Annotated in this window: 8 protein-coding genes; all 8 read left to right on the forward strand. The window is 34.3% G+C overall.

Features of this window, described 5'->3' with window-relative positions:
* Positions 1 to 211 precede the first annotated feature (211 nt).
* The 8 genes from ICG50_RS07455 (at position 212) to ICG50_RS07490 (ending at position 16,660) form a co-directional block, all read left to right on the forward strand.
* Entirely contained in the window at positions 212 to 1,624 is a 1,413-nt protein-coding gene (locus ICG50_RS07455; protein WP_187660286.1) for a T9SS type A sorting domain-containing protein, read from the forward strand.
* 127 nt (positions 1,625 to 1,751) lie between these two features.
* The gene (locus tag ICG50_RS07460; protein ID WP_187660287.1) at positions 1,752 to 4,586 is read left to right on the forward strand and encodes a helix-turn-helix and ligand-binding sensor domain-containing protein; all 2,835 of its coding nucleotides are present in this window, start codon (positions 1,752 to 1,754) and stop codon (positions 4,584 to 4,586) included.
* A gap of 338 nt (positions 4,587 to 4,924) precedes the next feature.
* Entirely contained in the window at positions 4,925 to 8,056 is a 3,132-nt protein-coding gene (locus tag ICG50_RS07465; protein ID WP_187660288.1) for a glycoside hydrolase 5 family protein, read from the forward strand.
* 17 nt (positions 8,057 to 8,073) lie between these two features.
* Positions 8,074 to 9,489, forward strand: coding sequence for an Ig-like domain-containing protein (locus ICG50_RS07470; RefSeq protein ID WP_187660289.1), 1,416 nt, complete (start codon positions 8,074 to 8,076; stop codon positions 9,487 to 9,489).
* Between the two features lie 35 nt (positions 9,490 to 9,524).
* On the forward strand, positions 9,525 to 10,331 hold the full coding sequence (locus ICG50_RS07475; protein WP_187660290.1) for a glycoside hydrolase family 16 protein: 807 nt from the start codon (positions 9,525 to 9,527) through the stop codon (positions 10,329 to 10,331).
* A gap of 94 nt (positions 10,332 to 10,425) precedes the next feature.
* A complete protein-coding gene (locus ICG50_RS07480) occupies positions 10,426 to 13,893 on the forward strand; it encodes a hypothetical protein (RefSeq protein ID WP_187660291.1) in 3,468 nt (1,155 codons plus the stop codon).
* The gene (locus tag ICG50_RS07485; RefSeq protein WP_187660292.1) at positions 13,893 to 15,143 is read left to right on the forward strand and encodes a glycoside hydrolase family 17 protein; all 1,251 of its coding nucleotides are present in this window, start codon (positions 13,893 to 13,895) and stop codon (positions 15,141 to 15,143) included. The genes ICG50_RS07480 and ICG50_RS07485 overlap by 1 nt, the downstream gene beginning before the upstream one ends.
* 59 nt (positions 15,144 to 15,202) lie before the next feature.
* Complete coding sequence (locus ICG50_RS07490) at positions 15,203 to 16,660, forward strand: glycoside hydrolase family 30 protein (protein WP_187660293.1); 1,458 nt, start codon at positions 15,203 to 15,205, stop codon at positions 16,658 to 16,660.
* The last annotated feature ends 9 nt before the right edge of the window (positions 16,661 to 16,669 follow it).

Here is a 16,669-nt window from a genome sequence, read left to right on the forward strand (position 1 = left end):
TCTACTTTCATTTTACCACAACATTACCACAGCATTTTAAACTTTTAACACTTGTTTGAAGGCCTTCTTGAATCATAATTATTATCTTTGAGTGCAAGAATTTCAATCGATTGAGAAAGATTTTTGTCTGTATAGTTTTTGTATAGTTTAATAAAAGCCATTCTGATTAATAACTCTTTATATTTGTTTACATAACATTAAAAAAAATATCATGAAAAACATTACTTTAAAAATTAAACACGTTTTATTTTTATTAGCTTTCCTGACTACATCACTTGGATACTCACAAGACCAATTGTTGGGCTTCGAGGTTAGTGAAAGTGGAGGTGTAAATGGTGGTCCTTTTGGGGATGGACCTGCACCTGTTGTTGAAACAGGTACTGGTACAAATACCACTCAAGTTCTTAAAATAGTTGGAAATCCTGCAGGTCAGCCATGGCAAGGAATTAATTTAAATTTAACTTCATTGGTTAATTTGACAACAACTAAAACAATGACCATGGATGTGTTTTCGGCTACTGCTATTACATTTTTGGTTAAAGTTACAGGAGGTGTCGGTGGGCCAGCTGTAGTTGCGGCTTCTGCTTCGCATCCAGGTGGTAGTACTTGGCAAACTATATCATTTACTTTTGATACTTCTTTAGACGGACAAGCTGCACCTGCAAATGGTACTTACAGCGGTTTTGTAATACACACTTATTGGGCTCCAGGCGCAGTAGGGTTCTTTAATCCAACTGTCCCTACACCTGAAAGAACTTTTTATGTTGATAATATTAAAGGCCCTCTTGGAACTCCTCCAGTTATAGCGGCGCCAACTGTTGCTGCACCAACACCTCCAAACAGAGCTGCTGCTGATGTAAGATCTATATTTAGTGATGCCTATGCGCCAGTTGGTGTAATTGGTTATTCAGGTGATGATAATTCATACAATACTTCATGGTGTCCTGCAACTACTACTTTAGTACAGATAGAAGGTAACAACACTAATAGAACTGTAGGTTTAGGATGTGAAGGTGTTGGGTTTTTAGCCGGAAGATTTGATGCTACCGGGTTTACTCGTTTTCACATGGATATTTGGACACCTACAACAACTCAAGATAAAGTTTTTAGTTTTAAATTCTCTAACTGGAATGGTACTACAGGAGAAACAAACGCATGGGAATACACTGCTACAAACGCCAATGTTTTGACAAGTGGAGCAGAAGGAACTTGGATTTCTATAGACATCCCTTTTTCTGCACCAACCTTTAATTGTATTAATACACCACCTGGAAATGCTTGTCCTAGCGTAACTGACATAGCACAGTTCGTAATGACTTCAAATTTAGATATTGTTTATTATGACAATCTTTATTTACACAAAAACACGGTGTTGTCAACTAATGATTTTGAAACTTCAAATGCAAGAATTTATCCAAATCCAGCAGACAATATTTTAAATATTGAGTCTTCAATGTCAATTGAAAAAGTATCTGTATACAATCTTTTGGGTCAAGAGGTAATCACAAAATCTACGAATGCTGAGTTGGTAACTCTTGATGTTGCTAATCTACAGGCTGGGGTTTATGTTGTTAAAACTTCTATCAATGGAAATGTTTCTTCAACAAGATTTATTAAAGAGTAATTTTAAGTTAATTAGTTTTGAAAGCACGGAATTTATTTCGTGCTTTTCTATTTATAGTATCTATATGATGTAAATTAATTTAACTATAAAAGCATTTCTGAAAATTAGAATTCGTAATATTGTGTATATGACCTCCCAAAAATCATTCATTAATAAATTTTCAACACTAGCAATATTATTATTGTTTGTCAATTTTACAGTTGCTCAAGACTTGCCGCCCATTGTGAAATATAATTCTACAACCTACAATGCCGGTAATCAGAATTGGATGATTTCACAAGACAAGAATCATTTTGTTTATTTTGCGAACAATGAAGGATTGCTTGAATTTAATGGTTCAAATTGGGTTTTATATCAATCACCTAATGAAACTATAATTCGATCTGTAAAGGTTATTGGAGACAAAATATATACAGGTTGCTACATGGAATTTGGGTACTGGGTCAGAGAAAAAAATGGCAGGCTTAAATACACTTCACTAAGTCATAAAATCAAATCAAAAATTAATGTAGACGAACAGTTTTGGAATATTCTTAATTATGATCAATGGGTTATTTTTCAATCTTTAGATAAAATTTACATTTATGATACCAAAACAAATACCTTTAAAATTGTCAATCCAAATATCCGAATTTTAAAGGCCTTTAAGACTCCTGGCTCTATTTATTATCAAACGGTGAATTTTGATTTATTTGAAATTGAAAATGGGACTAATAAGTTAGTATCTAATAATTCCATCCTAAAAAACAATAAAATTGTAAATATTTTCGAGATTGATGAGGGTTTGTTAATTCACACACAATTTGATGGATTTTACAAGTTGACCAATGGTAATTTGGTTAAGTTCAATACTGAAGCCGATTCTGAAATAGCAACTAGTAGTATTTATAGCAGTCAAATGATGGCAGATGGAAGTTTTGCCGTTGGAACAATATCTAATGGGGTTTATATTTTAACTAAAGAAGGCAAAGTTAAATACCATATAACCCAAAGAAAAGGATTAAGTAATAATACAGTTTTATCTATTTATGAGGATATTGATAATAATTTATGGCTTGGTCTAGACAATGGGATCAATTGTATCAATTTAAAATCTCCTATAAAAAGCTTTTCTGATGACTCCGGAAATTTAGGGACTGTATATGCTTCAATTATCTATAAAGGCTTTTTGTATTTGGGAACAAATCAAGGTCTTTTCTACAAAAGTTATTTAAATGATGATAACCAATTCAAATTTGTTAAAGGAACGAAAGGTCAAGTTTGGTCACTCTTTGCCTATGATAATGTATTGTTTTGTGGTCATGATTCAGGAACTTACATCATTGACAATGACAATTCAAAACTAATTTTTTCGCAATCCGGAACATGGAAGTTGGGATTAGTTCCTAATAAAAAGAATTTATTGTTACAAGGAAATTATTATGGCATGTCAGTTTTGGAAAAAGTTAATAATGTATGGGTATTCAGAAATAAAATTTCGGGCTTTAATTATTCTTCTAAATATTTTGAAACTACAAAGTCAAATGAAGTATATGTAAGTCATGAGTATAAAGGAATTTTTCGTTTTCAATTGGATGCTCAATTTCGTAAAGGTTTCGGCATTTACGCCTATAAAAGTCCAAACAAAGGAAAAAATGCAGGGTTAACTAAGTTTAACAATTCAATTTACTATGCCTACAAAGACGGCATTTTTAGATTAAATCAAAAGACAAAAGTGTTTGAAAAAGATAAAGTATTGAGTACTGTCTTTGCAAATAATGAATATACTTCGGGTAGATTAATCATAGATAACTCCAATAAACTTTGGCTTTTTTCGAAAAACTACATTAATTATTTTACTGTAAACAAGCTAAATTCAGAGTTGAAAAAGAATGTGATCTCAATTCCTTCATCGATAACTAATACGATGCTAGGATACGAAAACATTACGCAGCTGTCCAATTCAGTTTATATCATAGGAACTACTGACGGGTATTATACTTTTAATATCGAGGATTTAAATTTTAAAAACAATCATGTGGTAATTTCTAATGTTAGTGTCAATAAACTTAACGAAGCACTAATAAGTTCCCCAATTACAGAATCCGGTACATTTTCTCATGATGAAAACAATATCACTTTTAGTTATACAGTACCGAAATATAATAAGTATATTATTGCCGAATATCAATATTTACTTGAAGGTTTTCAAGATCAATGGAGTGATTGGAGTTCAAAATCTACAATCAATTTCAAAAATCTATCACCCGGAGATTATAAATTTAAAGTTCGCTCAAAATTAGTCAATTCCCAAATCGAAAATGTGGCTGTTTATTCATTCACAATTTCGAAACCTTGGTACAGTACAAATTTTGCTATCATTATTTATTTTCTATTGGTTTGTTTGATGGCTTATTATATCAATAAAGCTTATGTCAATTACTATTCTCAACAGAAGCAAAAATTGATAGATGAAAATAATCTTTTATTAGAAATAAAAGAGTTAGAAAACGAACAGCAATTGATGAAATTGCGAAATGAGCAACTCTCATTGGATGTGAATGAAAAAAGCAGAGAATTGGCTTTATCAACAATGAGTCTGATTAAAAAAGATGAGTTGTTAGCATTGATCAGAGATGATTTAAAAAAATCTTCAGATGAAGCTAGTTCCAGAAGCGTGAAATCAATACTATCTACTACCATAAATAAAAACGTTTCAGCCGATAAAGCTTGGAATGTATTTAAGGAAGCGTTTGATTCAGCGGATAATGACTTTTTGAAGAAAGTAAAACAAGCCTATCCTTCTTTGACTCCAAACGATTTAAGGCTGTGTGCTTATCTTAGGTTAAATTTATCTTCAAAAGAAATAGCTCCCTTGTTGAATATCTCGGTTAGAAGTGTCGAGATTAAACGATATCGTTTGCGAAAAAAAATGGATTTGCCGCATGAAACAGGACTTGTTGAGTACATCCTTTCAATTTAAGAATGTTGTTTAAAATGTTTTCGACTATACATTGACTATACAAAATGTGTTTATTCCTTAAATGATTTGTTGTGAATAGCACCTAAATCACCCGTAACTGGACAATTTTCTGTTTTTTTTTGGATAAAACACGGATTGTATAGTTTCTATAATCTTTATTTTTTTTTTAAATTTATAAAAAATGTAAATTTACTAAATCTCAAATTTTATCAATTTTTTTATGGATACATTAAAAAATGCAACTAAAAGTTATGTAATGTGTAATTAAACCTATGATTAATAAAACAGTTTATAATCTAAAAATTCAAATTTAAATACCAATCAAACAATTATCAAAAATGAAAAACTTTATTTTACTATTTACCATTATGATTTTTTCTCCTTCCGTTTTTTCACAAGCCAATAAAGTGGTCATTGTGAACAATAATGAAGGTATTAAATTTGTAGTTGATGGCAAAGATTTTATTGTAAACGGAATGAATTGGGATTATTTTCCAATAGGAACGAATTACTCATACAGCCTTTGGAATCAATCGGATGATTTTGTTAAAGACGCGCTGGATGAAGAGATGGGATTGCTTAAAAATATGGGCGTAAATACAATAAGAGTTTACTCGGGAATGCCAAAAAAATGGATTGAGTATGTTTATGACAATTTTGGAATCTATACCATGTTAAATCACTCTTTTGGTAGATATGGTTTAACATTAGATGGAGTTTGGACGCCAAATACAGAATATTCCAATCCTAAAACACGTGAGTTGCTTATGAAAGAAGTTAAACAAATGGCTTCTGATTATAAAGACACAAGAGGTTTATTAATATTCTTGTTAGGAAATGAAAATAATTACGGCCTTTTTTGGGATGGAGCTGAAACGGAGAATATTCCAATCAAAGACAGAAAGTCAACTATAAGAGCACAAGCAATGTACAAGTTATTCAATGAGGCTAGTGTGGCTATGAAGTCCATTGATGGTTCACATCCAATTGCGATTTGTAATGGTGACTTACTTTTTCTTGATTTAGTTGCTCAAGAATGTAAAGATGTAGACATTTTTGGAACTAATGTATACAGAGGTGTTTCTTTCGGAGATTTATTCGATCGAGTAAAAAAAGAATATGGTAAACCGGTTTTGTTTACAGAGTTTGGTGCCGATGCCTTTAATGTAACAACTAATGAAGAAGATCAAAAAGCACAATCTTTTTATCTAAAAGGCAATTGGAAAGAAATCTATGCAAATGCTGCCGGTCAAGGCAAAGCTGGCAACTCATTGGGAGGTTTTACCTTTCAATTTAGTGATGGATGGTGGAAATTCGGCCAAACTAAAAATTTAGACATACATGATTCCAACGCTTCATGGTCTAATGGAGGATATCAAAAAGATTTTACCGAAGGACAAAACAATATGAATGAAGAATGGTTTGGAATTTGTGCGAAAGGACCAACGGATGAAAAAGGGCATTACCAACTATACCCACGTGCGGCTTATTATGTTCTAAAAGAAATACACCAATTAAATCCTTTTGCTGCCGGAACAACACTCACTTCAATTGACAGTCATTTCGAAAAATCTCAGATTATGGATGCTGTTTTAAGAGCTAGAGGTGATAAAGCCGCACTAGGAGGTAATGATAGTGAGATATTGAAAATCAGTAATTTAAGAGCAGAATTTACTACATTTAACACAGGTGGAAGTTTATTGACAACACCTAGTGTTGCTGATCCGGAAGCATTGTCTTATCCTAATCGAACCGGTTTTGACCACATGGAATCTTATTTTATAGGTGTAGAAGGAAATCCGGCTCCTAATATGAAAGCAAATGTGAACGTAAATATTTTAGGCCGTGTGGCTGAAAATCCAATAAATGAAATATTTTATGAAAATAGAGGTCGTACACAAATTGTAGACACGCCTGAAGGTCCAGCATTAATTTCTGACGCTAACAGAGTTCAAGTATACAATGCATCTTACAGTTGGAATCAGAAAGATTTTGATTTAAGAGGTTTTTACAGAACCGGACATTACCATTGGGGTTATGAAGGTGACTTTTTTGCTTTGTATTCAGAAGCAAACTATGGCCCGAACTTAGATATTTATAATGGCGAAACATTAGGTTTTGAAGTAGATGGAAAAAGAAGCTTAAGTGGTTTCAAAGCCGCTTTTGGTCCACAACTTTGGTGGGCAGCTAACCCAGCTGTACTTTTAAAATACAGCAAAAAAATTGGCAAGTTTGATGCTACTGCAGTTTATCATGAAGATATTGCCAATGCAAATAATATTCAAACCTCTATTTTTGTTCCACAACCTAAAACCCGTAGAGCTACTTTAGCCTTCAAAACAAAAGTAGGTGCATTAGGCATTGAATTTGGTGGAATTTGGGGTGGACAACCTTTGAATGGCAGAGTTTTCCAATACGCAGTTGAAACTACTCCTGGCAATTATATTGCTTATGATGATAAAATAAACTCAAGTGATAATTGGGGAGGTAAAGCTAAACTAACCTTTTCTAAAGGAAAGTTTAATGTTTACACTCAAGGGGCTATAATGGGATTAGTTGCTAATGGTGGTGCAGACAATGTTCAAACATTCACCGGATGGAGATTAAAAGACAGTGGTAGTGGAAATCAAATGAATTTCTTAGCCGGTTTGACTTATAATGTAAACTCAAATTTACAAATCGCTCCAAACTTCTTGTGGCAAAAACCTTTAGTTGATGCTATGCCAAATGGTATCGATGCACCGGGAAGATTGCGTAATATTTTAGAAGACCCATTTATAGTAAGAGCTAACAGAGAAACCGTGGGTGGAGAATTGTTAATCACTTGGGATCCAACTCCGGCTACTTGGATGTATGAATGGAATAATGATATGGTAGAGGACGCTAAGTTTGCCGTAAGTACAGGTTTCGTATTCAGACATTTGCCAACCAATCAAGATGCTGCTATTGGATTTTTAGCTAATCGTACAGCTTTTGCCTTTGAAAGATCTGCACCGGCACAAGATTTATGGGAATCTAATACTAGATTAGTTTCTAAATTGAGTACTGACTTAGGTGTTATTGCCAATATTTATTTTGGAAATGGTCAAGCCAATGGTGATTCTGAAAGAACTATTAATAGAGCCGGAGGAGATGTCCGCTTAATATACAGAAAAGTTAAAGTGACCAGTGCTATAAAGTTTAATGATTGGGGACCATTTGATTATCACCGCGATTTCAATTTAACTTATCCATTACAAACCTCATTAGATATCTCTACATCTGTTGGAAAACCTAGTTGGTTTATATTGCCTGATACAAGAATTGGTATTATGGGTATTTGGAGATCTTTAGATCAGTTTTCTCCAAGATATTCTCCCAACCAAACAGCAACGGAATTTGCTACTGAACCAATCTTAACTCCGGTTGGTTTCGGAAACGGTTCTGAATGGGAAATAAGAACATACATTCACATAAATATTGGAAAATAATTTTAAAAAATTGAAAAATGAAAAATAGAAAAATTAATTATTTTAAAAAGTCACTACTGTTGTTAATCGTAATGATTACAGCAATTAATTGTGATCGTGAATTATCTGATGATGCGACATTGTCCGGTTTCTCAAAAAACGGAGAAATTTTTACAGATAATTTTATTGGTATGGGAAGTGATTTTTATTTCCCTTACGGAGATTCTAAATTTACAGCTTTCTCTGTTGATACAGATGAAGCTTACAAAGGTAATGCTTCCATTCGTTTCGATGTACCAAATGCAAATGACCCGCAAGGAAGTTATGCCGGTGGTATTTTTAGAGTTGAAGGTGCCGGACGTGATTTAACAGGTTATGATGCTTTAACGTTTTGGGCAAAAGCTTCTCAAGGGGTAACGGTTGCTGAATTTGGTTTTGGTGAAGATTTTTTCCCAAATCAATTCATCACTACTATGAGAAACGTAAGTGTAGGAACTGCATGGACAAAATATATTATTCCAATTCCTGATGCTTCAAGACTTTTACAAGAACGTGGTATGTTTAGATACGCAGCTGGTTCAAACGGAACCAACGGCGCAGGATATACTATTTGGATTGATGAGTTAAGATTCGAAAAATTAGGAACAATAGCTCATGGACAAGCGTCAATAATGAATGGCAATAATCAAGCACTAACTACTTTTGTTGGGGTTACTTCTAATGTTGATGGAGTTATAGCCACTTTTAACTTACCAACCGGGGTAGATCAAGCGGTATCAATTAGCCCTTCTTATTTAGAATTTTCTTCTTCAAATCCTGCAGTAGCATCTGTAGATGATGCAGGAGTAGTGACTTCTTTGAGTGCAGGAACTGCTGTAATAACCGCAACTATGAATGGTGTTGCCGCCACAGGTAGCTTAACAATCAATTGCGTGGGTACTTTTATACACGCACCTATACCAACAAGAAATCAGGCTAATGTGATATCCATTTTTTCAGACACTTACAATAATGTTCCTGTAAATTATTATAATGGTTATTGGCAGCCTTGGCAAACCACTGTTTCAAATGATTTCTCCGTTTTAGGGGATAATATTTTGAATTACACCATATTTAATTTTGTGGGTATTGAATTCAGTAACCCTACTATAAATGCCAATAGTATGACGGGTATACATTTGGATGTTTTCATTCCAGGACCAGTTGCTCCTGGTAGACAACTAAGGGTTCTTGTAGTTGATTTTGGAGCAAATGGTGTTTTTGGTGGTGGAGATGATACAAGACATTCTACGACTTTTACAGCCCCAACTTTAGTATCCCAAGCTTGGATTCCTATAGAAATTCCTTTTTCAGCCATGCCACTATTGTTAAGTAGATCACATTTGGCACAAATTATACTAGAAGGTGGAGATGGTTCGGTTCTTTATGCAGATAACATCTATTTTTATAACTAATTAGGCTTTATTTAAAAACAATTAAATTTCACATGATGATTAAATTAATAAAAAGAAGTTGTCTTTTAACCGGAATAGCTATGTTCTTTATAGGTTGCTCTACAGATGAAAAGCAAACTGTAATAACTATGAAAGAGTTGGTAATGCAAGATGAGTTTGACACAAATGGTGCTCCAAACTCAAGTTTATGGAGTTACAACATCGGTACAGGCAACAATGGATGGGGTAACAATGAATTACAATATTATACCGATAGACCCGAAAATATTGTGGTTGAAAACGGGATGCTAAAAATTAAAGCAATCAGAGAACTTTACTTGGGTTCAGGATATACTTCTGCAAGAATTTTTACCAAAGGAAAATTTGAAAAAAAATATGGAAGATTCGAAGCTCGTATCAAATTACCTTGGGGTAAAGGAATTTGGCCTGCATTTTGGCTTTTAGGTGCAAATTCTGATACTGTTGTTTGGCCACAATGTGGTGAAATTGATATCATGGAATACTTAGGAAACAATCCAACCACTGTATTTGGTACAGTACACGGACCTGGTTATTCCGGTGCCGAATCCATTTCTAAAAACTATTCATTACTCGACAACAGATTTGATAATGATTTTCACGTTTTTGGAATAGAATGGGGTGAAAATTACATTAACTATTATGTTGATGATGTTTTATACAATCAAATTACACCTGAAGATGTTCCAGGAGAATGGGTTTTCAACGAGCCTTTTTATATTATCCTCAACATGGCAGTAGGTGGAAATTTACCGGGTACTCCAAATAGCCAAACGGTATTTCCTCAAACAATGTTAGTTGATTACATAAGAGTATATGAATAAATGAAATATAAACAACTAGGCTTATTGTATAATAGGTCTAGTTGTTTTTATTGATGCGATTGGACAAAAAAACAAAGAACTCTTTTTGATTATTATGATTAACAAACAAACCACATTAGGTGATAATGAGATTGATAATAAAAAGGTATCTATGGATATCGTTTTGTTAGATGGGGAAAAATTTTATAAAATAGCCAATAATGATGCCATGCGACCATTCTTCATGAGTGTCGTGAGTGATTCCAATCATTGGTTGTTTATTTCTAGTAATGGTGGTATTTCTGCCGGAAGAAAGAATGCTGAATACGCCTTATTTCCTTATTACACTGATGACAAAATAACAGAATTTGCGGATATTACCGGAAGTAAGTCTGTTTTCCAAATTCACTCCGAAGACCAATCTTTTATTTGGGAACCGTTTTCAGAACGTTTTAATGATAAGTATAAGCTTAGCAGAAATCTCTACAAAAACAATTACGGAAACAAAATCATTTTTGAAGAAATTCACCATGATTTACAACTGACTTTCAGATACCAATGGAGTAGTAGCAACTTGTTTGGCTTTGTTAAAACCTCAAAATTAATCAACAATTCAAATGCGGATTATACTATTACACTATTAGATGGTATCCAAAATGTCTTGCCACAAGGAGTTAGTAGTGATTTACAAGCCACAACTAGTAATTTAGTAGATGCTTATAAAAGAAATGAACTTCATGCTGAAAGTGGATTAGGCATTTATGCACTAAGCGCCATAATTGTTGATAAAGCAGAACCAAGTGAAGCATTAAAAGCCAATATTGTTTGGTCATTGGGCTTTGAAAAGCCTACCTATTTACTGTCTTCATTACAACTTGCTGCTTTCAGAAAAGGACAAAATATTAAGCAAGAAACCGATGTTAAAGGTGAAAAAGGCGCTTATTTTATCTCTTCTAAAGTTGTTTTAGAATCCAATTCATCAAAAGAATGGAAGATTGTAGCCAACGTAAACCAAAATCAATCACAAATAATTGCCTTGACTGAGGCGATTTGTAATGATAAAAATCTTAATGGCAAAGTGGTTGAAGATGTCGAATTAGGAACACAAAACCTAATTGCATTAAACGCCACAGCTGACGGATTACAATTCACTGCTGATAACCGAAAAGATACTCGTCATTTTTCAAATGTCTTGTTCAACATCATGCGTGGTGGAATTTTTGATGAAAATTACCAAATTGACAAAAGTGATTTTGTAAACTATATTGCAAAAGCAAACAAAATTGTTTCAGAAAAGCAAGCCTCTTTTTTGAGTCGTTTGCCGGAAACCTTCAATTATTCTTTTCTGCAACAACTAGTTGCAGCAAATGAGGATGCCGATTTATTGCGATTGTGCACCGAATATCTACCGCTTAAATTCAGCAGACGACACGGTGATCCAAGTCGCCCATGGAATAAATTTTCTATCAATACAAGAAGTGAAATTGATGGTTCAAAAATCCTCGATTACCAAGGAAATTGGCGCGATATTTTTCAGAATTGGGAAGCTTTAGCGTATGCTTATCCTGATTTTATCGATGGAATGATTCACAAATTTTTGAACGCTTCCACTTTTGATGGATACAATCCTTATCGCGTAACCAAAGACGGGTTTGATTGGGAAACCATAGAACCGGATAATCCTTGGTCCTACATTGGATACTGGGGAGACCATCAAATCATCTATCTATTAAAATTTTTAGAGTTCATAGAGAAATACCAACCCGGTAAACTCAATAGCTACTTTGACAAAGAATGTTTTGTTTATGCAGCCGTGCCTTATACCATTAAATCGTATCAGGAGATTTTGCAAAACCCAAAAGACACCATCTTATTCAACCATGAATGGGATGCCAAAATCAATGCCCGAAGAAACCAAAACGGAGCCGATGGCGCTTTGTTAAGAGATAATAATGACGAAATCTATCATGTCAATTTGATCGAAAAGATATTGGCTACGGTTTTGGCAAAAATGTCCAATTTTATTCCCGAAGCCGGTATTTGGATGAATACCCAGCGACCTGAATGGAATGATGCCAATAATGCTTTAGTTGGTAATGGTGTTTCAATGGTGACTTTGTATTATTTGAGAAGATTTTTGAAATTTTTCCAACAATTACTTGAGAATTCTAATCAGGAAACTATTAAAATTTCAAACGAAATGGTAGAATTTTACCATGCTATTCGAGAAAATTTGATTGCGTTTCAACCATTACTGTCTCAGTCTATTAACGATAAAAACAGAAAACAAATTTTGGATGCTTTAGGACAAGCGGCTTCAGAGTATCGTTACCAAGTATACAACAGCGGTTTTTGGGGTAAGAAACGAACCCATTCTATGGAAGGTTTGAAGAAGTTTACCCAAGTAAGCATCGATTTTATTGAGCATTCCATTAAAGCCAATCAAAGAGAAGACAAATTGTATCATGCTTATAATTTGATGTCATTAGCAAATGACGGTGTTTCAATTTCCTATTTACCCGAAATGCTTGAAGGCCAAGTGGCAGTCTTAAGTTCAGGATTTCTAAATGGTAAAGAATCATTAGAAGTCCTAGATGCCTTGAAAAATAGTGCTTTGTACAGACCAGATCAAGACAGTTACATTTTATATCCGAATAAAGCGCTTCCTAAGTTTTTAGAAAAAAATACATTACCAAAAGATAGAGTTGAGAAATCAATTTTATTGAAAAAGCTTTTGGATAATAACAACTTCCAAATAGTCAATCAGGACATCAAAGGGAATTACCATTTCAATGGCAATTTTCACAATGCCAATGATGTAAAGGAAGCACTTATCCAATTAAGGAATCAGCAAGATTATAAATCATTAATAGATAATGAGTCAGAACTGGTGTTGCAAATTTTTGAAGAAGTCTTCAATCACAAAGCTTTCACAGGACGTTCCGGTACTTTTTATGGGTATGAAGGTTTGGGCTCAATCTATTGGCACATGGTTTCTAAATTGCATGTTGCTGTATTTGAAGTTATTGAAACAGCTGTGGAATCTAATGAAAATCCATCTATAATTAAATCATTAATTACTCATTTTGATGCTGTTGGAGCCGGAATCGGTGTTCACAAGTCACCACAAGTTTATGGTGCTTTTCCAACCGATCCTTATTCGCACACACCATTTAATAAAGGAGCACAGCAACCGGGAATGACCGGACAAGTAAAAGAAGATATTCTGACCCGAATAGGAGAATTAGGTGTAAAACTGAAAGATGGTCAATTGCATTTTGAACCCAATTTTCTACTTAGAAATGAGTTTTTAACACAAGAAATTGAGGCTACTTTTGTTTTAGTCGATGGCACAAAGATGCCATTAACTCTTCCAAAAAACAGTATGGCATTTACGGTTTGTCAAGTACCGGTTATTTACAAAATAGCTGCAGCAAACCACATAGAATTGTATAACGCAAATGGTTCAAAAGAAAGACTGGATTCGCTAGAATTAAGCAAAGAGCAAAGCACAAAAATATTCCAAAGAACAGGTGAAATTTCACAAGTAGTGGTGTATTTAGATGAAAATAATTTGAGATAATGAACAAGTTAATTTACATCATATTACTCTTGTTTATAGCATGTAATCAAAAAAAAACTAGCAATTTAGTTTCAAAAGAAATGACCGCAGAGAAAATATTAGGAAATGTTGAGTACCAAGCGATTTGTTATGGTGGATACCGAACCCAAACAAGAGAAAAGCAACCCACAATTGCCGAAATAAAAGAAGATTTAAAGTTGCTAGCTGCTTTAAATTTTAAAATAATCAGAACCTATAACGTTCATTATGAAGAGGTTTCGAATGTTCTAAAAGCCATAAACGAGTTAAAAAAAGAGACCGAAGGTTTCGAAATGTATGTAATGTTAGGTGCCTGGATTGATTGTAAAAATGCTTGGACAAATTTGCCTCCAATTCACCACGAGGAAAGCGAACGCAATGCTGTCGAAATTAAGGAAGCGGTCCGATTAGCCAATCAATATCCTGATATTGTTAAAATTATTGCAGTAGGTAATGAAGCCATGGTAAAATGGGCTACGAGTTATTATGTAACTCCCAATATCATTTTAAAATGGGTTAATCATTTACAAAATTTAAAAAAAGAAGGCAAATTATCCAAAGAAGTTTGGATAACCTCATCAGACAATTTTGCCTCATGGGGCGGAGGTGGAAAAGAGTATCATGTTGAAGATCTAAACCAGTTGATTAAAGCAGTTGACTACATTTCGATGCACACTTATCCAATGCATGACACTCATTACAACCCGGTTTTTTGGGGAATAAAAGAAAGTGAAATGTCCTTGTCCGAGAAAGAAAAGATAGATGCCGCGATGGTTAGAGCTCGAGATTATGCTGTTCAACAATACGATAGTGTTATCAACTATATGAAATCAGTTGGTGTAAAAAAACCGGTTCACATTGGCGAAACGGGTTGGGCTACAGTATCCAATGAGCATTATGGTAATGATGGTGCTAAAGCTACCGACGAGTACAAATCGGCTCAGTTTTATAATTTAATACGAGAATGGTCTAATAATAATAAGATCTCATGCTTCTATTTTGAAGCTTTTGATGAGAATTGGAAAGATAGCGCAAATCCGATGGGTTCAGAAAATCATTTTGGATTAATCAATTTGCAATCGCAAGCCAAGTATGCCCTTTGGAAAGAGATTGATAAAGGCACTTTTAAAGGTTTAACCAGAAACGGTAAACCCATTACAAAGACTTACAGCGGCGACGAAAAAGCATTATGGTTGGAGGTAAAAACACCAACATCGATTTTAAAAAATTAAGCGTGCAAAAGATTCAGTGTAAAATAACCAATGTTAAATTTTTGATACTAGTGTGTAGTATGGCCTTTTCATTGCAAAGCTGTAAAGTAACCGATAAACTAAAGGTAGAAGTCTATGAAACTTCCGCACAAGGTCACTCGTTAGAAAAATTGACTGAATTCACTCAAAATGATAAACCGCTAATTATCAAACTGAATCCGGAAGAAAAATTTCAGACCATCACGGGTTTTGGTGGTTCATTTACTGAAGCTTCGGCCTATTTGTTAAACAAATTAAGTCAAGCCAATCGAAAAAAAATACTCGATGCCTATTTTAGTGAAGAGGGTGCCAATTATTCTTTGACACGAACACACATTGCCTCTTGCGATTTTTCTTTGAGCAATTATACCTACGCCAAAGTCGAAAACGACTTAAAAATGGAGCATTTTACCATAGAAGACGACAAATCCGATCTTATTCCGATGATACGCGAAGCCAAAGCCATTTCTAAAGATGGATTTAAGATTATCGCTTCGCCTTGGACTTCTCCACCATGGATGAAAGACAATAAAAAATATGTAGGCGGAAAATTATTGCCCGAATTCAACGATGCCTTTGCTTTGTATTTTTCAAAATATTTAGAAGCTTACAAAAAAGAAGGAATTGATATTTGGGGCGTTACCGTTATCAACGAACCACACGGGAATGGAAACAACTGGGAAAGCACACTTTTTTCTCCGGAAGAAATGACTTTGTTTGTTCAAAATCATCTCGGACCAAAATTAGAAAAAGACGGTTGGGCTGATGTTAAAATTTTTGGCTACGACCAAAACAGAGCCGGTTTGCCGGAATGGGTTGATGCCATGTTTAAAAATGAAGCGACTTCAAAATATTTCGCGGGAACAGCTATTCATTGGTATGAAAGTACCTATGAGTATTTCGCCAAAGAACTGCAATACGCCCATGACAAAGCGCCCAACAAATACCTAATCGAAACCGAAGGCTGCGTTGACTCAGAAGTACCACATTGGAACGATGACGCCTGGTATTGGAAAAAAGAAGCTACAGATTGGGGTTGGGATTGGGCTAGTGAAAAAGAAAAATATTTGCATCCGAAATACGCTCCGGTTAATCGCTATGCTAATGATATCATTGGTTGCCTCAATAATTGGGTCGATGGTTGGGTCGATTGGAATATGGTTTTAGACCGTCAAGGTGGCCCGAATTGGTTTAAAAATTGGTGTGTCGCACCGGTGATTGTTGATGATAAAAACGATGAAGTGTATTTCACTCCGTTATACTATGTAATGGCGCATTTTAGTAAGTTCATGCGTCCGGGAGCCATAAAAATCGGGTGCACAATCGATAGCAATGAGGTCGTAACCACAGCCGTTAAAAATCCTGATGGCTCTATTGCTGTAGCCGTTTTTAATCCAACAGAAACCAAACAATCAATAGAAATTAATATACGTAATAAAAATGCTTTAATCTCAATTGATTCAAAAGCATTACAAACTATCATAATCAAACAAAACTAACCCTATAAT

The organism is Flavobacterium buctense (assembly GCF_014486695.1).
GTDB classification, from domain to species: Bacteria; Bacteroidota; Bacteroidia; order Flavobacteriales; family Flavobacteriaceae; genus Flavobacterium; species Flavobacterium buctense.